17 protein-coding genes are annotated in these 20,234 nt (G+C 56.4%); 5 read left to right on the plus strand and 12 right to left on the minus strand.

Going from position 1 to position 20,234, the window contains the following annotated elements; all coding sequences use genetic code 11:
• Positions 1-8: 8 nt before the first annotated feature.
• Positions 9-230, minus strand: coding sequence for a hypothetical protein (locus tag ABD735_RS11490; RefSeq protein ID WP_344806501.1), 222 nt, complete (start codon positions 228-230; stop codon positions 9-11).
• Between the two features lie 155 nt (positions 231-385).
• Here ABD735_RS11490 and ABD735_RS11495 point away from each other — a divergent pair, with 155 nt between their 5' ends.
• Positions 386-1,240, plus strand: a complete 855-nt coding sequence (locus ABD735_RS11495; protein ID WP_344806503.1) for a PA4780 family RIO1-like protein kinase — start codon at positions 386-388, stop codon at positions 1,238-1,240.
• Here ABD735_RS11495 and ABD735_RS11500 read toward each other — a convergent pair.
• From ABD735_RS11500 to ABD735_RS11510, 3 genes are all read right to left on the minus strand, one after another.
• On the minus strand, positions 1,232-2,149 hold the full coding sequence (locus tag ABD735_RS11500; RefSeq protein ID WP_344806505.1) for a hypothetical protein: 918 nt from the start codon (positions 2,147-2,149) through the stop codon (positions 1,232-1,234). The genes ABD735_RS11495 and ABD735_RS11500 overlap by 9 nt on opposite strands.
• Before the next feature lie 112 nt (positions 2,150-2,261).
• Positions 2,262-2,996 (minus strand): nucleotide-binding protein, encoded by a 735-nt coding sequence (locus ABD735_RS11505; protein ID WP_344806507.1) that lies wholly within the window; start codon positions 2,994-2,996, stop codon positions 2,262-2,264.
• 32 nt (positions 2,997-3,028) lie between these two features.
• Positions 3,029-4,033: an MBL fold metallo-hydrolase gene (locus ABD735_RS11510; protein WP_344806509.1), complete on the minus strand. Its 1,005-nt coding sequence runs from the start codon at positions 4,031-4,033 to the stop codon at positions 3,029-3,031.
• A gap of 245 nt (positions 4,034-4,278) precedes the next feature.
• Between ABD735_RS11510 and ABD735_RS11515 the strand changes: the two genes are divergently transcribed.
• Together ABD735_RS11515 and ABD735_RS11520 are read left to right on the plus strand one after the other, a co-directional pair.
• Positions 4,279-5,253, plus strand: coding sequence for an esterase/lipase family protein (locus ABD735_RS11515; protein ID WP_344806511.1), 975 nt, complete (start codon positions 4,279-4,281; stop codon positions 5,251-5,253).
• 334 nt (positions 5,254-5,587) lie between these two features.
• Positions 5,588-6,559 carry an esterase/lipase family protein gene (locus ABD735_RS11520; protein WP_344806513.1) on the plus strand — a complete coding sequence of 324 codons (972 nt, stop codon included), beginning with the start codon at positions 5,588-5,590 and terminating at the stop codon, positions 6,557-6,559.
• 43 nt (positions 6,560-6,602) lie between these two features.
• Here ABD735_RS11520 and ABD735_RS11525 read toward each other — a convergent pair whose 3' ends face one another.
• On the minus strand, positions 6,603-8,525 hold the full coding sequence (locus ABD735_RS11525) for a sensor domain-containing diguanylate cyclase (RefSeq protein WP_344806515.1): 1,923 nt from the start codon (positions 8,523-8,525) through the stop codon (positions 6,603-6,605).
• Between the two features lie 250 nt (positions 8,526-8,775).
• On the opposite strand from ABD735_RS11525, the gene ABD735_RS11530 reads away from it, so the two are divergent.
• Positions 8,776-9,549: a PIG-L deacetylase family protein gene (locus tag ABD735_RS11530; protein ID WP_344806517.1), complete on the plus strand. Its 774-nt coding sequence runs from the start codon at positions 8,776-8,778 to the stop codon at positions 9,547-9,549.
• Here ABD735_RS11530 and ABD735_RS11535 read toward each other — a convergent pair.
• The 4 genes from ABD735_RS11535 to ABD735_RS11550 all read right to left on the minus strand — a co-directional run bounded on the left by ABD735_RS11535 (position 9,529) and on the right by ABD735_RS11550 (position 15,651).
• Positions 9,529-10,149: a LysE family translocator gene (locus ABD735_RS11535; protein ID WP_344806767.1), complete on the minus strand. Its 621-nt coding sequence runs from the start codon at positions 10,147-10,149 to the stop codon at positions 9,529-9,531. The two genes, ABD735_RS11530 and ABD735_RS11535, sit on opposite strands and share 21 nt — an antisense overlap.
• An 89-nt stretch (positions 10,150-10,238) precedes the next feature.
• The gene (ligD, locus tag ABD735_RS11540; RefSeq protein ID WP_344806519.1) at positions 10,239-12,905 is read right to left on the minus strand and encodes a DNA ligase D; all 2,667 of its coding nucleotides are present in this window, start codon (positions 12,903-12,905) and stop codon (positions 10,239-10,241) included.
• A 3-nt stretch (positions 12,906-12,908) separates the two neighbouring features.
• A complete protein-coding gene (ku, locus tag ABD735_RS11545) occupies positions 12,909-13,847 on the minus strand; it encodes a non-homologous end joining protein Ku (protein WP_344806521.1) in 939 nt (312 codons plus the stop codon).
• A gap of 199 nt (positions 13,848-14,046) precedes the next feature.
• On the minus strand, positions 14,047-15,651 hold the full coding sequence (locus ABD735_RS11550; RefSeq protein WP_344806523.1) for a carbon-nitrogen hydrolase family protein: 1,605 nt from the start codon (positions 15,649-15,651) through the stop codon (positions 14,047-14,049).
• A gap of 163 nt (positions 15,652-15,814) precedes the next feature.
• Here ABD735_RS11550 and ABD735_RS11555 point away from each other — a divergent pair, with 163 nt between their 5' ends.
• On the plus strand, positions 15,815-16,846 hold the full coding sequence (locus tag ABD735_RS11555; RefSeq protein ID WP_344806525.1) for a YihY/virulence factor BrkB family protein: 1,032 nt from the start codon (positions 15,815-15,817) through the stop codon (positions 16,844-16,846).
• An 8-nt stretch (positions 16,847-16,854) separates the two neighbouring features.
• Here the strand turns inward: ABD735_RS11555 and ABD735_RS11560 are convergent, their stop codons facing one another.
• From ABD735_RS11560 to ABD735_RS11570, 3 genes are all read right to left on the minus strand, one after another.
• Complete coding sequence (locus ABD735_RS11560; protein WP_344806527.1) at positions 16,855-17,922, minus strand: beta-N-acetylglucosaminidase domain-containing protein; 1,068 nt, start codon at positions 17,920-17,922, stop codon at positions 16,855-16,857.
• A 19-nt stretch (positions 17,923-17,941) separates the two neighbouring features.
• Positions 17,942-19,393 (minus strand): MFS transporter, encoded by a 1,452-nt coding sequence (locus ABD735_RS11565; protein WP_344806529.1) that lies wholly within the window; start codon positions 19,391-19,393, stop codon positions 17,942-17,944.
• A 152-nt stretch (positions 19,394-19,545) separates the two neighbouring features.
• Positions 19,546-20,208, minus strand: a complete 663-nt coding sequence (locus ABD735_RS11570) for a YoaK family protein (RefSeq protein WP_344806531.1) — start codon at positions 20,206-20,208, stop codon at positions 19,546-19,548.
• Positions 20,209-20,234 lie beyond the last annotated feature (26 nt).

The following is a 20,234-nucleotide window of genomic DNA, read 5'->3' on the forward strand; positions in this document are numbered from 1 at the left end:
GCGCTAGGCTAGGCTTTTCCCCCAAGTGTTATTTGCTTTGGGCCGGCGAGGCTCTGCTGGCCACTCACCCCCGAACGAATTTCGTCGATCTTTCCGCCAGCTTTCATGAAGGCTTCGGTCTGGGCTGCAATGGACTGGGACGTCTCATGAGCCTGTGGCTGCTTCTTCTTCGGGGCTGCAGTTTTAGGACGTGATGCTGCTTTGATTGCTGCTGCTGATTTCAGTGCCATGATAAGCCTTCCGTAAGCTGAGGGTTCAGGTTGTATCGGGATTATACACGAATTCATGATCAAATGTTGGACTGTCTCATCGTTAACCTGTCACTGATCAAGAACTTGCTGCCGCCTCTGATTCCAAAACGCCGTCATCTAGGGTATAAGGCGCTATGAAAATTCCCAAGCGCCTGCAACCACTCGTCGAAGATGGCCTCGTCGACGAAGTCATTCGCCCGCTCATGAGCGGCAAGGAAGCTGCTGTGTACGTCGTACGCTGCGGTAATGAGCTTCGCTGTGCGAAAGTCTATAAAGAGGCCAACAAACGCAGCTTCCGTCAGGCAGTACAGTATCAGGAGGGCCGCAAGGTCCGAAATACGCGTCGTGCACGTGCCATGGAAAAAGGCTCCAGGTTTGGACGAGGTCAGCAGGAAGAAGCCTGGCATAACGCCGAGGTAGACGCCCTGTATCGCCTTTCGGCAGCTGGCGTTCGTGTGCCTACACCCCACGGCTGTGTGGATGGCGTGCTTCTGATGGAGCTGGTCACCGATGAAGATGGGGACGTCGCACCACGTCTCAATGATGTCTCGATGTCGGCTGAACAGGCTGTTGAAGATCACGCCTTCATGATGCACTCCATCGTGAAGATGCTCTGCGCGGGCCTCGTGCATGGCGATCTGTCAGAGTTCAATGTATTGGTAGACTCTTACGGACCGGTCATCATCGATTTACCTCAGGCTGTCGATGCGACACAGAATAATCACGCCAGAGCGATGCTCGAGCGCGATATCGGAAATATGACAAGCTATTATGGTCAGTTCGCACCGGAGCTGAAAGCCACCCGTTACGCCAGAGAAATCTGGGCCCTGTTCGAAGATGGCGACCTACACCCGGATAGCGAACTGACCGGCTTGTTCGAAGACGACGAAGCCGATGCTGACGTGGATGGTGTGCTCGAGGAAATCAAGGCCGCTTTCGCAGAAGAGGCTGCTCGCCTCGAGCGCATCCGGGACGCTGATTCAGACTGAGACAGCTGAGTGCCGGCGAGCTTCGTTCTCGACGAAATGCGATCGCGCGGCACTTGAACCCACCTTGCCACCTATCAACGCGGCGATCAGTGAGAGCAGAGCCGCAATGAAGACGGCCCAGGTAACCGCCTGAGCATAAGTCGATGCAGTTTCAGCAACCTGCTCAGCCTCGGCCTTCAACTGCTCCAGTTCGCCGCTCATGCCCTGCGACACCCCTTCGACCACAGATTCCACTTCCGACTCTGACAGATTGGTGCTGGACGCCAGTGCACTTCTGGCCTGCTCTGTGTTGCCCATCACCAGATGTCTCGCCATGCGCGAAAAGGTGTCCTGATCTATCTCATTCATGGCCTGCCTTGCTTCAGCCTGCGTCAGCTCCTCGCCGGCCTCAGACTGCGCAATCGCCTCAGCCGCCCGAGTCTTGATCGTACCTTGTATATCCTGCATGACGTCAGAATCCTGGAGCTGATCCAAGGCACCACCAGCACCTGTTGCCGTGGCCTGGCCAACAGATATGGTGCCACCGACAAGAGACTTGCCCGCCGACATGACTCCGCCAATTCCCCAGCTGGCCAGGATCAGGGTGACGACCACGCCGGTACTCCACAAGGTAAGACCATGCAGAAGTCCATTTCCTTTCTCTATGCTTCGGGCCAGTCGCGCAGCAATATAACCGGCGATGAAATAGGTGACGATGCCCGACACCACCACCCAGATGATGGCGCCAATACCGAGCCCCTGACTGACAGCTTCCGCGTCAGACACGTCAGCGATACTGATACCAATGGCAGATCCGAACAGGATCAACAGCCAGTTTGCAGCGATTACAAAAGCCAATGCGGCAATGATTGCTCCCCAGCTCACGGCTGCGCGCGGCGCAACCACTGGGCTTGAAGTAGTTTCTTGCATGAGCATCTCCTCTTTATTTGCGTTCCTATTGATCGAATTATCAACATTTTAGACTGCAAACATGAGAAAATGCATGAATCACGCCATGATAGACTGGAGTCTCACATCTCCCTCAGGATGGGGTTGAGATAGCCACCTGCGAGCTTGTCTCGGTGGATGACGAGCCAAGCGTGTCCTGCAGGGACTTGTACACTTTTTTCAACCATGCCCTGACACGCTGCCGCTCACCGATCGAAAACATGTCACGATTGTTGGCAGCCGCCCAGAAGCTCATATTGTTGAAATCAATTTTTTGTGCCTGCGGCGCAGACAACCTCGGCAGCGTGACAAATCTGGCATATCGACCCTGCGCCTTGCGAAAGGCCTCTGAAGCTTCGAACTTGCCGAAATTACCGCCGCGCCCTTCGTTTTGCACAACTACGAGCTGGACACTGCCGAACACCTGCTGATCAAGCAGGGTTTCAAGCAGTCGAATCGAGTCAGCACCATCATCCATGACGTGCCAGAAAAACACCTCTTTACCAAGCTCCTCGAACGCCGCGAAGGCATCACTGTCATCGATCCAGCGCTCCAGGCTTCGGGACGTCTGGGCCGCCAGGTCAACGATGATATCGGAATCAGGGTGATCCTCTGCAGCTTGCAGGATCTGGTCGAGACTTTCGTATTCATCGATGGTGATCTGCGAGCTGAACTCATCGTAAAACCGCGCGAAGGTGCTGTGCGAGGCGTCGGCGTCGAAGCCTACGAAGGGCCGTCCAGCGTCAATCAGATACTGTGCCAGCACCCTCGCCGTCATGGACTTGCCTACACCACCCTTCTCACCACCTATGAAATGAACCCTGCTCATGTACGTCTCCTGTTCTCTGTTGATATCCGCTATTAATTACAGCCGTCTACGCATTTGCCTGTCTTGTCGAATGCCATGGTGCGTCCGCTCAGCGGCAGATGCACCAGCACCTCGCTCGCCTTCATGAAGGCCTCAGTCTTCGTGCCCTCCCGCACCTTGCCTCCATCGGTGGCTGCTTCATTGGCGTGAGAAGCAATGACGGCGCCAGGCTCTATGAGTTCATTGATGACGTAAGCAGCCTCTTTCGGGCCTGTCGTGTAAGTGTCACCAATATTCATGACAACGAGCTGGGCCTCGTAGTGATCCTGCACGGTCGTCTTCTGCTCTGCAATGATACCGGTATCTCCGGACAGGTAAGCCACCAGACCATTGCTGAAAGTGATGACGTAGCCAGTAGGTGGACCGACGTAAGCGGAAATCCCTGCAGCTTCCATGGTGTCACCCAGCGACCCACCGATCATACCAGGCGCCACGCCGTTGCTGTGCGTAGCGGGCACCGTGGTGAATTTCACGCCGCCGTGGGTCACTGAACCACCAAAACGCACGAGCACGGCATCTTCCGCACTGGCGCCGACAGACTTCAGCTTCGCCCCGAAAAACTTCGGCATCTCGGACCCGGTTATGATCTTCGCTTTTTTCGCGGCGGCTATCTTCACGCTAAGGGTTTCCGGGAGCGCCGCTTCGCTGATCTCGGGTTTTGCGCAGGAGCCAGCATTTTGGGTCTTCATATGCCGATCCCCGACATGATCGCCATGCATGTGGCTGACGAGGACAACATCGATTTTACCAAGCCGTTTGTCATTCACTCCGGTGACGGTCTGCCCGACATCATAGAGAATGCGGGTACCGTCAGGATCTTCAAAAATCAGCGCACGATCGCGGCCACAGAATTCACCTTCATGACTCCCCAGTGGCGTTACCTTTACGGTCTCCGCGGCTTGAGCCGTGGATATGGAGGCCATGGCAAGTGCACCCCCGAGGACTACGTTCATAACGGTTATCAACGTGGCATTCTGTCTGACAATGGAATTTTGCATGATAGGCCTCTGACGCTTGCTACAGAATCGCCAGGGAGAATACGTAGAGATCGACTGGAAAGCCCAAGGCAGAAAGTGTGATGCGCATCACATACCAAGACCTGGAAGCAGGCCTAAACCCCTGATCCTGCGCCGTGTCACCCGTATGGGCTGTTGTCCTTACCCCCTGGCCCAAACGATTCTGAAGTCTGGTCAGCACAGACTGACGCACCAAAAAATTATAAATACAATATTGGAGCTCTACCATGAAGAAGCTTGTTGCAGCTGCAGGCATAGCGGCCTGTACCGCACTGATATCCTCCCAGACCCTCGCCGCCGGTTGTTCAAAGTGGTGGGGATCTGGCGGCGGGTATACCGACACCAAGAACCCTATCCTCCTCGTCCACGGCCTCAGTGGCTTCAGCACCATCGGTGGTCTGATCGGTTACTTCCACACCATTCCAATGAATCTTTGCCGCTCTGGGGCGGACGTCAAGGTAGCGAGCATCGCAGCCTTCAACGACAGTGAGCAGCGTGGGCAGCAGCTGGCCAACGATATCAACAACAATCGCTACGGCGGCGGCAAGTTCAACATGATCGGCCATAGCCAGGGTGCGCCCACCGGACGTGTGGCCATCACTTTTGACGCAGCCAAGAATGGCTGGGGCAATGGTCGAGTGGTGTCGCTGACATCTGTTGGTGGCGTTAACAAGGGGTCGAAGACAGCTGACGCACTCAATGGTGCTATTCCTTCCAACGTCCAGGGCGGCGTGGCAGCGCTGGCCAACGCTTTTGGCGGCCTGATCAACGCGTTGTCTGGTAACAACAACTCGCAAGATGCCCTGGGCGCATTGCGCACCCTCAGCACAGCCGGCACCAACGATCTCAACAGACGTCATGGCTACGGCATCTCTTCAGGCTATTGCACCAACGACCGCGCATCTCAGGTCAATGTGAGAGGCAACAACATTCGCTTGTATTCATGGGCTGGCACGAAGGTATGGACGAACGTCTTCGATATCACTGATCCCTTCCTCGGCCTGACCTCACTGCCGTTCAAAGGCGAAGCCAACGATGGTCTGGTTTCGGAATGCTCACAGCGCATGGGGCAGTTCCTCGGGGCACGTGACGCCAACCATGTGGATGAAGTCAATCATCTGCTGGGCACCCGCTCACTGTGGCACGACCCTGTCGGCATGTACCGTCAGCAGGCGAACCGGCTGAAGAACGCCGGCCTCTGATACCGCGTCAACTTTATTAGCTGTCTCTGCAGGCGGCTAACGAACAGTACTCACAGGATAGTGCCGCCAGGCACTGTCCTGTTAATTTTGCCACCTCCTCATGACAACCCCCTGCAAAGTTCTGCATCGAGTTTTGTGATTACCGTCACACCTGCAAAATATTTCCCACTCAAGTGTCGATTCTAACGCTGAATAACTGCGGCAATCACCCGTATGGGTGCTTGTGAGATAACCGGAAAAAGCCCATTTCTAGCATCAGCTGGGACCACCTGACGCCTGTAAGCATCAGAATCCACGGCACGGTATCCAATAAAAATAATTCCGGAGATCTGTCATGAAAAAGCTCATCGCAATGGCGGCGATTGCCGCAAGCTGTTCTGTTCCAGCAAGCCAGGCGCTTGCTGCCTGTAGTGCGTGGTCTGGTACCGGAGGCGGCTACACCGACACCCAGAACCCGATTCTGCTCGTCCACGGGGTCAGTGGATTCAGCACGGTCGGTGGATTGATCGGCTACTTCCACACCATCCCGCTTAACCTTTGCCGTTCCGGTGCCGACGTCAAGGTCGCCAGCGTTTCGGCGTTCAATTACAGTGAGCAGCGCGGTCAGCAGCTCGCGAACGATATCAACAACAACCGTTACGGCTCTGGCAAGTTCAACATCATGGCGCACAGCCAGGGCGCCCCTACCAGTCGCGCTGCCATTACCTTCGATGCCTCCAGGAACGGCTGGGGCAACGGTCGTATCAAATCAGTGACATCGGTCCACGGTGTCAACAAGGGTTCGAAGACCGCCGACGCGCTCAACGGTTTGATCCCGACTGGTGTGCAGGGTGGAATTGCTGGTCTGGCCAACGCTGTGGGCGGGCTCATCAACCTGTTATCTGGTGCGAGCCATTCGCAGGACGCGCTGGCTGCATTGAAGACGCTCACGACCAATGGCACGAACGATCTCAACAGTCGTCATGGTTACGGCGTGTCGTCAGGCTATTGTACCAACGACCGGGCCAGTCAGGTGAGTGTCAGAGGTAACAATATCAAGCTCTATTCGTGGTCCGGTGACAGGGTGCTCACCAACGTACTCGACGTGACGGACCCCTTCCTGGGCATTACTTCACTACCCTTCGGTTGGGAACAGAGCGACGGTCTGGTGGCGGAGTGTTCCCAGCGAATGGGCTATCATATCGGCGCACGGGCAGCCAATCATGTGGACGCAGTGAACCATCTTTTCGGAGCTCGTGAACTCTGGCATGATCCCATCGCCATGTATCGTCAGCAGGCCAACCGGTTGAAGAACGCCGGTCTTTAGGACTGCTCGATCAGGCGCTGTGCCCGATGCACAGCGCCGCCCCTCAAACGCTGCCTTCGGCAACCCTGGTCTGATCGCGCCCGCCTGCCTTGGCCTGGTACAGGGCATCGTCCGCCTGCTGCAGCATTTCAGAGACGATTGATGTCTTGCCCTGTCTAAAGCAGCTGACCCCAAGGCTGATCGTAAGACTTTGCGGGCCCGCGTCAGTCTGAATGGAGAGTGCGCCGACAGTCTGTCTGATTTTCTCTGCCACGGTAGTGGCCCCCTCGCAGCTCGTTTCCGGCAGAATAATCAGGAACTCTTCTCCACCATAGCGGCAAATCTCGTCCGGCGGACGCCTCAGCAAGGGCATGATAGCGCTTGCCAGGGCCTGCAGGCATTGATCTCCGGCAAGGTGACCAGCGCTGTCATTGATCTGTTTGAAATGATCGATATCGAACATGATCAGCGAGAGTTCACTCTTATTTCTGCTCGCCCGCAGGAACTCGCGTTGCAGAACGTCATCCATGTGGCGCCGATTCTTGAGGCCTGTCAGGGTATCGGTAGTACTCAGTTCACGGAGTTCGACGTTGAGCGATTTCACCTGCTTCAGCGCCTGCTCGAGTGCCTCGGTCCGCTCCCGTACAGTCACCCCGAGTAGCATGGAATGCCGTTGTTGCTCTTCGAGCAGCGTCTCGTTCGCCGTTCGCGCCTTGAGTTCAGCCTGGTAGCTTTGCCGATGAGCGTCGTACAGACGTTCTGCCAACGCATAGGACAGGATGATGATCTCCAGAGCCGAGCCAAATTGCGCTGCGTACTCCGTGATGAAATTTCTGGGAAGAAGGCCGAACTTGTTCAGAGAAAGGCAAAGCACCCCGAACAGAAACATTGTCCATGCGAGCACAAATAGCGCTGCATAACGCCGTTTGCTCTGCAGCCAGACGTAATAACTGATCAACAGTATTGAAGCACAGGTGACAATGATGAGCGCTGTAGCAAACTTGATCATCAGGCCATATGGCGCAAAAAGTCCGAAAACCAGACAGACCGTGGCAAGCGACGCGATCACGTCCAGGTAGCGTTTGAGCAAGGGAAAGCCTTCACCGAGCTTGAGTGCACGCTGAACGAAGACGCAGGCAAACAGGACCACGGAGGACCCAACCACCACGACGGCGGCGCTGTTCCAGGCCACGGCACCCGGCCAGAGCAACTGATAGGCGAAACCGGAGAGCGTAAGCTGGACCACCGAGAAGCTTGAGATATACAGTACATAATAGAGGTATACACGATCTCTGATTCTGGCATACAGAAACAGGTTATAGAGCACCATCACGAATACGATGCCGTAGTACAGCCCGTGCCAGAAGATGTGATACTGATCGTCTTCATAGAACTCGATGACCTGCCAGAGCTGCAGCGGAAACTGCATGGCGCTGGTGCTTTCGATCTCCAGGTAGAATTGTTGACTGGCAGCGGCCGGTAGCGCCAGCGGAAACAGGAGATCGCGGTGATCCATTATTCGGTCGCGATAGGGAATGCCATCCCCGGCTTCCTGCACCAGCACCTCACCATCGCCCTGTGGTTGATACAGTTTCACCGTATCGAGTAGTGCGTAGCCGACCTCCAGAAGAAGCTGCTGCGGCTCAGATGTCGGATTGCTGATCGTGAAGCGGGCCCAGTAAGTATCACCCGTGAAACCAAACGAGGGCGTTTCGCTGAGCACTGGCGACCATCGTGACTCCGGCTGCTGCTGGACCTGACTAAAGTCCAGCGCCTTGCTCGAATCAACCAGCACCTCGGTACTGCTACTGAGGCTGTGCTGGGTCATCGCCGGCGAAAAGACAAAGTCGGCCGCCTGCGCATGGCCTGGTGCAGACCACAACACAAGCCCGAGCAGCACCGCGCAGCAAGCCGGGAAGACACCTAAGCCGAGGGCACGGGACTCTGAGACGGCAAGCTGAGCGACCGATCTATTCAGTTTGACCATATTTGACGTCGTCAGGTGTTACCATCACAAATAGAGCGACCTCGTTTAAGACACACTTATAACTGTTTATTGAGAATAGCAGCTAAATCGATTTATGATTCGGGACCGCGTGCTTCATACAAGACCTGCGTCAGACCGGAATTGGCGAGTTTACAAGGCAATAGCGGGCATTCAGTCGTCTTGCGCCAGTCTGTATTGCCACTCACCGTGGCAACCGGGAGGTAAGCAGGCTAAAAGGATACTGCAGCTCATGACACCTGCCCGCACCCTGTTCGACCACCTGCGCGAAAGCGCCGAGTACCGCCCCGGGAGGAGTGTGGCCGACTTTGGGTCTACGCTCGTGGTGGCACCACATCCGGACGATGAAAGCCTTGGCTGCGGAGGCACCATCGCCCTCCTACGTCGCTATGAGTGCCCGGTACATATTCTGTTCGTCAGTGATGGCTCGATGTCTCATCCGAACTCACTTCGCTTCAGGCGACAGGTCCGGCGGATGATCAGGGAAGAGGAGGCCCATGCAGCCGCCGCAGTACTCAACGTTACTCCGAAAAACCTGCATTTCCTCCGTCTGCCGGACACACGGGTGCCCTTGCCTGGAGACGACCCGAAGCAGCCGGCGGCCTTTCAATCCGCAGTCGCTGAGGTCTGCCGGATACTCTGTGAGGTACAACCTGCCACGGTGCTCCTGCCCTGGCAGCACGACGAGCACCGAGATCACGTAGCCAGCTGGCACATCGGCACAAGCGCCCTAGACCACTGCGAACTGCTGGCTCGTCGTCTGGAGTATCCAATGTGGGGTATGGAGCGCGATTTAGCCTCACATACTGGTCTGCTGGCGGAGCGCGACTGCCTGGCCATTGATATTCGCCACGTCGTGCCCGAAAAACAACGGGCAATCGCCGCGCATCAATCTCAGATCAGCGGCGTTTTCAACGACGATCCTGAGGGATTCATTCTCGATGAAGCCCTGCTCAGTCGTTTTCACAATTCCTTCGAATATTTTCTAGCCGACCGCCAGCCATAAGGCCACGACTATCATCATCGCACCAGCTATTCTGTTCAATAAACGCACTTTGCCTTGCTGTAGCAGCACTTGCCGCATCGTTCTGCCTCCGCTGGCGTAGATAAGCAGACAGGCGAATTCCAGTAACAGAATAAGCGATACCAGCGTCAGCAGCTGCGGCACGACCGGCGTTGCATAATCGATGAACGGCGGCAGCAGTGCTATAAAAAAGGCCCAGCCCTTCGGGTTTGCAATCGCCGTTACGAAGCCCTGGCTGGCCAGCGCGAAGCGGCTGGTTGACTGCAGCCGGTCATTCACTTCAGCAAAGGCGAGTTTGCCACGGCTGAGCCAAAGCTGAATGCCCAGATACAACAGGTAGGCCCCACCACCGTATTTCAATAGGATGAAGAGCTCGGGATGTTCGAGCATCAGAGTAGCCACGCCGACAGCAGACAGGGTGGCTACCAGTGCAACGCCCAGTAATTCACCAGCCATCATCCAGAGCGTCCGTCGAACCCCGATACTGATACCAAGGGACAGCGCGAGCGTCATGCACATGCCGGGAGTTATGCTCACCATAAAGAAGGTGGGTATGAAAACACTCAGTACTGTTGCAGATATGGCCACTATCCAGCCCTCGGAATTGGACCGGCATTCTGGCAGATGAGAGGGTCCATACGGAAGTGTGGCGTGTTAGTCGGCGGGTCGAATCAGACAGTTTCAGCGTTGAGACGTTCAAGCATGTCCTTGGTGACCGACTGCGACAATGCTTCGTACTTTGCCCAGGGATCAGCGTGTTTCAAGCGCTCGATGACGCTCGCCGGACTGAAAGTCGATGCCGTGTCAAGCTTGTCGAGCTCCTCCCAGGAGACAGGCGTGGCCACCGGTGCCCCCGCTCTCGCTCTCGTCGAATATGGCGCGATCGCAGTCGAGCCTCGGTCATTCCTGAAATAATCGAGGAAGAGTTTGCCGACTCGCTTTTTCTTCGACATTGTCGCGGTATAACGCTCCGGAAATTGAGCCACCAGATGCATGGCAAAAGCTTTTGCAAAGGCGTTGACCTGCGGCCATTCGGCGGTGCGGCGCAGGGGGACCACCACATGGATGCCCTTACCACCGGTCACCAGTGGCAGGCTCTCGAGCCCGAGCACCTGCAACCCGCCCCGAACCAGTGCTGCCGCATCCTTGACGGCCTCGAAATCCAGCCCTTCATCCGGATCGAGGTCAAAAACAAGCCGTGCCGGCTTCTCGAGGCGGTCACGCTTGGCCCCCCATATATGGTATTCCAGGGTTCCCATCTGTACTCCTGCCACCAGGCCAGCTGCATCCGAGAGGTAGAGATAATCCTTGTCCTTGCCACTGTTTTCAGTAATAGGCAGCGTGTGAAGCGCCTCGGGAAAGCCATCGGAAGCGTGTTTCTGGAAAAAGCAGCGCTTGCTGTTCGAGGAGCGCCCCGACGGGCAACGCACGAGGGAGAGCGGATAGTCGCTGATAAGCGGCAGCATGCGGTCGGCGACAGCCTCGTAATAGCTCGCCAGATCGAGCTTCGTCAGCCCCTGGTCAGGGAACAGCACCCTGTCCGGATTCGTCAGCGTAATGCCCTGTACGGTTTGCTTTTCATGGTTGTCGTTCGAACCCTGCTTCATCTTCGCATGCTCTGGCCGGACCTTCTTTTGCGGTACGCGCGCTTTCGGCTGTCGGGATGACTGCACCGCAGCCTCTGCCTGCTCGAAGTGAACATCTCTGGCAGGCTTGTCTTCCCGAACCCCCTGGAAGACGCCATGGCGAATATGGCCGCCATCTGTCAATTCGGCAAACTCTATCTCGACGACAAGCTTCGGCGTCAGCCATTGGGCTGTCTTGGCGATGGATGTCGGGACGGGATCTGACTCAGGACCGGGCCTGGATTCGAAGGGAGATGTCTTGCGCCTCAATGTCGTCATGCGTGCATACAGATCATCCATCAGCGTTGCGGAAAAGCCAGTACCAATGCGGCCGTGGTAGATCAGCTTCCCATGCAGGTAACTCCCCACAAGCAGCGAAGCAAAAGGCCGTCCTGGTTTATCAGAGGGTGAAAAACCCGCTATCACGAACTCCTGGCGCCTGGAGCACTTGATCTTGAGCCAGGACTTGCTTCTCGTACCGCGATAGCTGGCGGAGGCCTGTTTAGCGATGATGCCTTCCCGACCGTTGGCGCAAAGTGCCTTGAACACCTCCGGACCGGAGCCGAGTATATGTTCGCTGAACCGAATCGGGCTGTTGGCTGGTGTGGAGCGCAAGAGCTGACGCAGTCTTTCCTTACGTTCAATTTGTGGCTTGTTGCGCCAGTCTTCCCCATCGATCTCCAGCAGGTCGAATGCCATGAATTCAACCCCTTCAGCAGCTCCATTTTCCGCGGCAGACAGCGCGCCCTGCAACGCAGAAAAGTCTGATCCTTCGTTATCTCCCGCAGCGATCACCTCGCCATCGATGAGTGCCGAGCGGCAGTCAAGCTGGGACAGTGCATCAGCTATAGACGGGAATTTTGCTGTCCAGTCCTTACCCGACCGGGTAAAGCAGTGTGTGCTGCGCTTTGAACCGCGCGCGCCGATACTGCACAGCAGACGATACCCGTCGAATTTTGCTTCGTTGAGCCAGCCATCTCCTTCCGGAGCAGAAGCAGCGAGTGTGGCGAGTTGTGGCTTCGAGAAGTCGGGCGCAGCCAGCGATGGCGAGGCTTGCCTGCCGCCAGTTTTTCTGGCCGGCGCAGCGACATTGGCCGCAATGTCATCCATGCTTCTCTGAGTTGTAATGCTGACCTGAAAGCTCTCGGTCAGGCTATCAGCCTCATCGACCGCAAATTCGTCCCGACTCTTGATCAGCAGCCAGTTTTCGCGTGTCGTCTTTTCCTTCACCCGCATGCGCACAAGCACCCATCCGCCCTGCATGCGCTGGCCGGAGAGCCTGAATTCCAACTTGCCTTTCTTCAGACCTGCCTTTGGATCGCCGATGGGCTCCCAGGTACCCTGATCCCAGAGCATGACTGTGCCACCGCCGTACTCACCTTTGGGAATCGTGCCTTCGAAAGTAGCGTATGACAGTGGATGGTCTTCGGTGCGGACGGCCAGTCGCTTTTGCGAGGGGTCCGGACTCGGGCCTTTCGTGACCGCCCAGCTCAGCAGCACGCCGTTGAATTCAAGCCGAAAATCATAGTGCAGTCGTGTGGCAGCGTGTTTCTGCACCATGAACAGTAAGGTTTCGCCACTGGCCTTGGGGCGCCCGTAGGTGGCCAGGTCACCCGCGGGTTCGGCTGTACGGCTGAAGTCACGCTTCGCATTATAGGTATCAAGCCCATCAAGCGGGTTCGCTGACACTCTGGCTTTTTTGGATGTGGCCATCGATCAGGCCCGCTTTTTACGCGCCTTGGGGGCCGGCGTCTTGTCAGCCTGTTTCGACGAACTCTTCGCGCCACTGGATTTCGCACTGCTGGCTGTCTTGCTGGCGGGGCTCTTCCGAGCATTTGCGGATTTCGTGCCTCCCTTTCCTGCCCCTTCCAGACTTTTTTTCAATGCCGCCATGAGGTCGACGACGTTATCCTGCCTACCGCCGGCAGCAGGCGCTTCATTCTCTTCCAACACCCTTTTGCCCGACTTGCTCTTCATTTTTGCCGCAATCAGTGCCTTGAGTGCATCGCTGTAATGATCCTTGTAGACCGCGGCATCGAAGGGCGCAGTTTTCTTTTCGATAAGGGCTGTTGCGACATCGAGCAGGTCTTCCGACACGGCTTCATCCTTGATGGCGGAAAACAATGGGTCGGCATTGCGGATCTCGTCAGAATAGTGAAGCGTCTCCAGCAATAGCCCGTCTCCGCATGGCTTTACCGCAGCGAGATGCTCCTGCCCCCTGAGGGTGATCTGGCCGATACCTACCCGACTGGTCTGACGCAAGGCGTCGCGAACCACCCGGTATGCATCCTGCGCCAGATCATCAGCGGGCACGAGGTAGTATGGTTTGTCGAAATACAAGGGAGGAATCTCACAGGCTTCGACGAACTGAACCAGCTCGAAAGTCTTCTTCGACTCCAGCTTCACCTCTTCGATCTCCTCCGGCTTCAGGAGCACATAATTATTCTTTTCATACTCGTAGCCCTTGACGATGTCGTCCTTGTCTACCGGTCCAATACCTTCAGCAGTTTTCTCATATTTTATGCGCTTGCCACTGGGCTCGTGAATCTGGCGGAAGCTGACTCTGGACCCTGTTCGGGTGGCAGAATACAGCTCCACCGCAATTGAAACGAGTGAGAGTCTGAGCTGTCCTTTCCACAGTGATCGCATTGCCATGATGATGCCTTAAGGTCCGGATTGGTGAACATATCAGACAGACAACGAAGCAAGTACTGTGCCTCGCCGGTCAATGTCCAGATCATTCCGAGACAAGCGAATGGCCGATGGTCCCCTCGCTTCCTGGTGGCGATGACGAAACCACGCCGGGCGTGTAGTATTTACAGCAAACCCGCAGGTTCGCTGTAATAAATCACGCTTACTCGCCCCTCCATTGAACGTTATAAAGATCGTGCCGACGGTCGTGCAGGTTCTTCACCGTGCCACTGTTTCGGGCTGTGAGCAGCACATCACTGCGCAAATCAGCGAAGGCCACCGTCTCCACGTTAGGCGTCGTGTCGGCAGCGATACCATCCCGAGCGAAAGGGAAATCGCAAGGTGTGAGAATACAGCTCTGACCATACTGCAGCTCCATATTGGGAACGTTTGGCAGGTTTCCAACATTGCCGGACAGGACCACATAGACCTGATTTTCCACAGCTCTCGCCTGGCAGCAGTAGCGGACGCGAAGATAGCTTTGACGCTCATCAGTGCAAAATGGTACGAACAGAATCTGGATGCCCTGGTCGACAAGATGCCTCGTCAGCTCAGGAAATTCGGCGTCGTAACAGATGAGCACGCCGATGGGCCCACAATCCGTTTCGATCGCCGTAACACGATTGCCGCCAGTGATATTCCACCAGTAGGCCTCGTTGGGCGTGGGGTGGATCTTTGGTTGCTCAAACATCTGCCCGTCGCGCAGAAAGACATACGCCATATTGCAGACGCCGCCGTTTTCAGCCATCACTGGCGTGGAGCCACCAATGATGTTGATGTTGTAGCGAAGCGCAAGGTCGCGCATGAGCACCCGGTAAGGCTCGGCATATTTGGTCACCGCCTGTATCGCCTCGGCCGGGGAAGCTTTTTCCGGCTCGATCGACAGCAGCTGTAGCGTGAACAGTTCCGGAAACACCACGAAATCGCCTTTGTAGGTCGATACCACATCGACGAAATAGCGCACAATTTCACTGAATTCTTCAAAAGAAGCGACCGGTCGCTGCTGATACTGCACCGTGCCGATACGAACTGTATTCTGCTGGCGTTTGCCATATCTCTTTCGTTTGCCATGGTCTTCGTGACGGGCGACCTTTGGATTGCGCCATACCATATGCATGCCGTAGCCCAGCGAGGCATGATCCGCATCGAGATAATGTGGAATGATGCCGTGAATCTCGAAGCCGTTGTGCAGCTGGAACGACAGTACGGGATCGCGCTGCTTTTTCTGAACCACGGCATCGACATAGGCTTCGACCGTCTTGAATTTCTTCAGCCGTCTACTCAGCGTGGGTAGACGACCGGCGAAGACGACGCCCTGCAGACCGAAGGACTCGCACAGATGCTTGCGCTCATTGTAGAGTCGCTGCCCGATACGATACCCACGATAGTCAGGGTCGACACACACCTCCATGCCATAGAGCCAGTCGCCTTCGGGGTCGTGCCGTGAGGCGTAACCGTTACCAGTGATTTCTGTCCACGTATGCGGTTTGAGCGCCACCTCACCTTCGACGCGGAATGTGGCGCAATAGCCCACAACGACCTCGGCAGCATCCTCGGCTGCTTTGTCATCATCGCTTTCGGCGAGTACTGCCACGAATTGCCCCTCGGGAAAGGTGTTGATCTGGCCGATCAAAGGACCTTCCGTGTACCCATACATGCCTGTCCCTTCGTAGACACGTCGGCTCAGCTTGATGATGGCAGGCACATCCCGAAGGGTGGCGTTGCGTAGCATGAGGTGCTGACTGGTGTCGGTGAACGGTGGACTCATGACTTGACCTCTGGCTGGAACAATGAAATTCGCTGGCCTGAGTATGGAGCGCACAACAGGTCGGCGCAAACAGGATGTACGCTGGAGCGGCGATGGGTCCGCAGGCATGGAGGTTTACGTATGCGCTTGAACACCAGAGATAGCAGACAAAGGAGTCTGATTCATGAGTCACCCGGGCGATGCCCCCGAAGTCTTGAAGCCTGAGCGTGAGCAGGATACCGATGAACCGTTACCTCATGAGGCGATAAAGGAAAAAAGCCGTGGTCGGGCAGCCCAGTCGCCGCTTGAAATGCCGATCCTGGGTTGGCGCGATATTCTGATGAGAGTGGTGAGCGAAACCCTGAAGGATAACCTTGGTCTCGTATCAGCTGGGGTTGCGTTTTACTTCCTGCTCGCCATATTCCCGTCGATCGCGGCTTTCGTGTCCATATATGGGCTGCTCTACGACCCGGCCGACGCCCAGGCACAGGTGAGCAGCATGATGGGCCTGTTACCGGAAGATGCCAGAAAACTCATGCTCGATCAGATGCAGGCGCTGACAGGCGGCTCGCAGAAAGCCCTCGGTTTTGGTGCTGTCATCGGTATTCTTCTGGCGCTGGTGAGTGCGATGAGGGGAACCATGGCGCTGATGATCGCGCTCAATATTGTTTATGAAGAGCGGGAAACCAGAAATTTCATCATGCTTCGGCTGGTCGCCTTTGCCCTGACGATCGCCTCTGTGCTCTTCATCATCGTGGCACTCGCGCTCATCGCCGCCCTGCCCGCGATTCTGCAGCAATACGGCTTCGGTTCCTGGGTCGCCCAGGCATTTTCCATGGCGCGCTGGCCTTTGCTCGCATTGCTGTTCATTACCATTCTCTCGACCATGTATCGGCTGGGTCCGTCACGCGCCAAGCCTCAGTGGCGCTGGGTCACCGTGGGCTCGGTGGTGTCGACCCTCCTCTGGCTGGGCGGTTCAGCGCTGTTCTCGTGGTACGTTTCGGGCTTTGCAAACTACAACGAGACCTATGGCTCGCTCGGCGCCGTGGTCATTCTGCTCATGTGGTTCTATGTTACCGCCTACATCATATTACTGGGGGCAGAGCTGAACTCCGAGCTGGAACATCAGACAGCCAAGGACTCGACGGTTGGGCCGGAAGAACCATTGGGCGAACGCGGCGCGCATGTGGCTGATACGATCGGGAAGAAACCCTGACCAGCGCGTTATTGGGTCTGCACGAGATCGTCGCTGATTCGATAGCCGCCATCGAGCCAATCGAGCACTTCCCTGGCCGCCGGATGATCTGTAGCTGCATAGGTATCACGTAGCGTCCTGAGGCGGTCTTCGCCGATTCTGTCCAGGCCGGAATCGTTCAGACTGATGAGGTCGCGCTGCAGTTGGCTGGCGAGGGGCTCACCGGCGACCAGCTTGGCGGCCCGACTGAAAGCTGCTGCATATTGATAATCCTGGCCCTGTTGATAACTCTCCGCGAGCGTCAGTGCAGGTATCCGGGTCAAAGTGGACTGCAAGGCCGGGTTGATGCCATGAGCGACAATCATTTCAGCATTTGCGGCTGGCCGACCGGTCACTCCTCGCAGATGCAGGAACTGTGACATTCGCTGGCCGTCGTTCACTGGATAGTTGTCCCAGAGGAAGGGTTTACGCGCGAGCTGAGCACTGACCCTTCGCAGATGTCCCGGAGAGATTTCCCGCGAACAGACCTCCTCGCCTGTCCAGAAGACCTCGATGGCCGGATCGAGCAGCGCACCCAGCGCTTCGAGATAGCCGTCTGGACGCTGGCCGAAAACCCGATCGAGCACGGGATCGTCCGAATAATAGCTTGGACAGAACAATAGCCGAAGCTGCGGTACGCGAGCTTGCACCCAGTGCATGATTTCCGCCTGCCGTGCAGCAAGATCTGGTTGGGCCGATGGCATATCATCAAAAAGTATGGCCAGGTCATCGATGCCAAGATCCACCAGCCTGTCGAGCTTCGTCGCCAGCGCAGCCTGGCTTTGACTGGAAAAATCCGCATAGAGTTCGTAGGGGCTGAGTCCCACACCAAAGCGGACGCCAAGACCGCGACAATGGTCGGCGAAGGCAGTGAGTGATCGCAGCGCGTCATCCGGGTGAGTCTCCTGCCAGCGCCGTCGAAGATAGGCATCGGTCTTTGGCGCATACAGATAAAACCTATAGCCATGAGGCGCCAGAAAGCTGACCAGTGCCTGACGCTCTTGCCAGCGCCAGGGCTTGCCATAAAAACCTTCGATGATCCCCAGTTCAACAGTCATGTCGACCTCGCTGCTTATCTTAATCCCGCTCTTCTTCCAGCTTGCGCTTTCTGGTCACCGTCAACCAGTCGAGCACCACACCACTGATGGGATTGAAGCGGGCAACTCTGAATACGATCTGCAACATCTCCGGACGCTTTCGAATGCGCGGTTCCTTGCAGCGTGGAATGAACCATAACGCGATGCCGGCACGCAGAACACCTGAAATCACGAACACGAGAAATACACCGTGTTCGAGGCGCAGTTCTGCTGGCATCACGGCCATGATGGTATCCGCGTAGGTGACGCAAAAGCCGCCAAAAAGTGCACCGCAGAACACGGCGCTTGCACCCACCGCCTGCTGCACGGCGGCATAGGCGGCAAAGTTCGTTTTGTGCGGACGAATATCGTAAAGAAAATTTGCGGTACTGAGGGTAAAGCCGCTCCAGGCGAAACCAGATATCACCTGCACCAACAGAAGATAGGAATAGTCTGGAGAGAAGAGCCACAGAATGGGCAGCAGGGGGAGCAGACAGCTGGTTATGAGCATGACCAGTCGGTTGCCGTGTCGATCGCTGAAGCGCCCCCAGAAGCCGAGCAACGCAAATTGGGTAGCCACTGAAGCGACGCTGTTGAGCGCAAATTGCAGATAGCTCAGTTCCAGAACCTTTAGCATGTACACGGCAAAGAATGGCGCCGAAATCGCAACGACCCCCTGCATCCCGGCGATGAAGAGGGTGTAGTGCAGGAAGTTGCGGTCCGACAGGTAATCCCTCAAAGACCCGAACCGGCCGACTGGCGCCACAGTGCCGGGCCTCGAACGCAGGTATTTTCGGTCTGAAGGGTCATGCATCCGCCAGAGATAATAGCTCGAAGCCGCCCTGCCGGTGGACGCTATGGCAAACAGAACGGCAAAGCCGATACCAATCGCGCCAAGCTTGTCGAAACCGGTCAGGAGCGCACCACCTCCAAGGAAAACGGCCAGTGACGCTACCATGCTCAAGCGGGTCCGCGCAGCGAAGAAGGCGCCTCTGCGACGCCTGGGTACAATGTCTCCCATCCATGCGCGCCACTGTGGCTGAATAAGATTGAGGCAGCTGTGATATAGCACGACCAGCCCGATCAGCCAGGGCACCTTCGAGGCTTTCACGCTGTCGCCGATCACTGGCAAAGCCAGCAGCGCGAGCACCGCCACACCGCAACACTGGATAATGGCTACGTTGTACACGAGCTTCCGACGCGGAATCACCTGCCCCAGCCAGATCGAAAGAATCTGCATGAGTGCGCCGAAGAACTGCGGCAATGCGGTCAGTACGCCCATCTGGGCCGCCGAAGCCTGCAAATAGATGGCAAAAGCATTGATGAAGTTATCGCTCGATGCGGTCATTGTGGCTGACGCCACAGCATCTTTCTGGGAGTAATTCAGCGTGCGCCGCAGAATGGTCTTCTGGCGCGGCTGCCTCTGGGCGGATTCAGCTATGGATCTGGGCATGGCCACTCAGAGAAATTGAATTCATGAAGGTGAGTGCGGCTCTTTGAAATGGAGTTGCGTAATCCAACAAGTATGTACACTCACCGCCATCCCACAAGAAAGCCGCGGCAATTTAATGCATTGCTCCGTAGCACGATCACTTCCCTGCTTCCTCAGGTTGTCTTGACCTTGTCGCGGGCATACATTCGGTAGGCGGCTGCCAGCAAGAAACAGGTGATGGCTGGAAAGGCGAGCGCAGCCACAGCAAAGGCGCTGAACAGCAGATATCCAATGGTGCCTCCGCCAATGAAGCCGCCAATGATGAGCAGGAAGAGGATGCCCTTGCGCCTGTCGAACGGTTCGCCGCGTAGAGCCGCCCCAAACATCAAGCCAAGGTCGGTCACTACGCCGGTGACATGGGTGGTGCGAACGATGGCCCCGCTATATCGGGTTGCCAGCGCATTCTGTAACCCGCAGGCGGCGGAGGCCAGGTAGTGGCCAATGCTCGACTGCTCCTGCAGACAGTAAATGGCACCGAAGAGCAGCGCGCCTTCCAGTACCAGCATCGAATCATAGTGTCTGCCCAGTTTCAAAGAGCTACTTGAAAGGAAATAGCCTGAAATGGCTGAGCCGATCAGGAAGCTGACCAGAATGCCGGTCAGATGAAACACTGAAGCCCCCGACAGAAAGCCGGTGCCCAGCAAGGTCGCCGTGCCCGATAGATGCGAAATCGACTGATGTTCAAGCCCAAGAAGACCCACGGCGTTCACGACGCCTGCCAGTAGCGCCAGGGTAAATGCTCCATACTCGACCCAACGGGGTAGCTTGTTGATCAAGGGCCTACTCCAGCCCGCGGCGCGGG

The sequence above is a fragment of the Allohahella marinimesophila genome, from assembly GCF_039538005.1.
GTDB classification, from domain to species: Bacteria; Pseudomonadota; Gammaproteobacteria; order Pseudomonadales; family Oleiphilaceae; genus Allohahella; species Allohahella marinimesophila.

Coding starts and splice junctions, on each gene's coding strand:
- ABD735_RS11490 (WP_344806501.1), bottom strand. CDS start 230: ATGGCACTGAAATCAGCAGCAGCAATCAAAGCAGCATCACGTCCTAAA.
- ABD735_RS11500 (WP_344806505.1), bottom strand. CDS start 2,149: ATGCAAGAAACTACTTCAAGCCCAGTGGTTGCGCCGCGCGCAGCCGTG.
- ABD735_RS11495 (WP_344806503.1), top strand. CDS start 386: ATGAAAATTCCCAAGCGCCTGCAACCACTCGTCGAAGATGGCCTCGTC.
- ABD735_RS11525 (WP_344806515.1), bottom strand. CDS start 8,525: ATGGTCAAACTGAATAGATCGGTCGCTCAGCTTGCCGTCTCAGAGTCC.
- ligD (WP_344806519.1), bottom strand. CDS start 12,905: ATGGCCACATCCAAAAAAGCCAGAGTGTCAGCGAACCCGCTTGATGGG.
- ABD735_RS11550 (WP_344806523.1), bottom strand. CDS start 15,651: ATGAGTCCACCGTTCACCGACACCAGTCAGCACCTCATGCTACGCAAC.
- ABD735_RS11510 (WP_344806509.1), bottom strand. CDS start 4,033: ATGCAAAATTCCATTGTCAGACAGAATGCCACGTTGATAACCGTTATG.
- ABD735_RS11520 (WP_344806513.1), top strand. CDS start 5,588: ATGAAAAAGCTCATCGCAATGGCGGCGATTGCCGCAAGCTGTTCTGTT.
- ku (WP_344806521.1), bottom strand. CDS start 13,847: ATGGCAATGCGATCACTGTGGAAAGGACAGCTCAGACTCTCACTCGTT.
- ABD735_RS11530 (WP_344806517.1), top strand. CDS start 8,776: ATGACACCTGCCCGCACCCTGTTCGACCACCTGCGCGAAAGCGCCGAG.
- ABD735_RS11515 (WP_344806511.1), top strand. CDS start 4,279: ATGAAGAAGCTTGTTGCAGCTGCAGGCATAGCGGCCTGTACCGCACTG.
- ABD735_RS11505 (WP_344806507.1), bottom strand. CDS start 2,996: ATGAGCAGGGTTCATTTCATAGGTGGTGAGAAGGGTGGTGTAGGCAAG.
- ABD735_RS11565 (WP_344806529.1), bottom strand. CDS start 19,393: ATGCCCAGATCCATAGCTGAATCCGCCCAGAGGCAGCCGCGCCAGAAG.
- ABD735_RS11560 (WP_344806527.1), bottom strand. CDS start 17,922: ATGACTGTTGAACTGGGGATCATCGAAGGTTTTTATGGCAAGCCCTGG.
- ABD735_RS11555 (WP_344806525.1), top strand. CDS start 15,815: ATGAGTCACCCGGGCGATGCCCCCGAAGTCTTGAAGCCTGAGCGTGAG.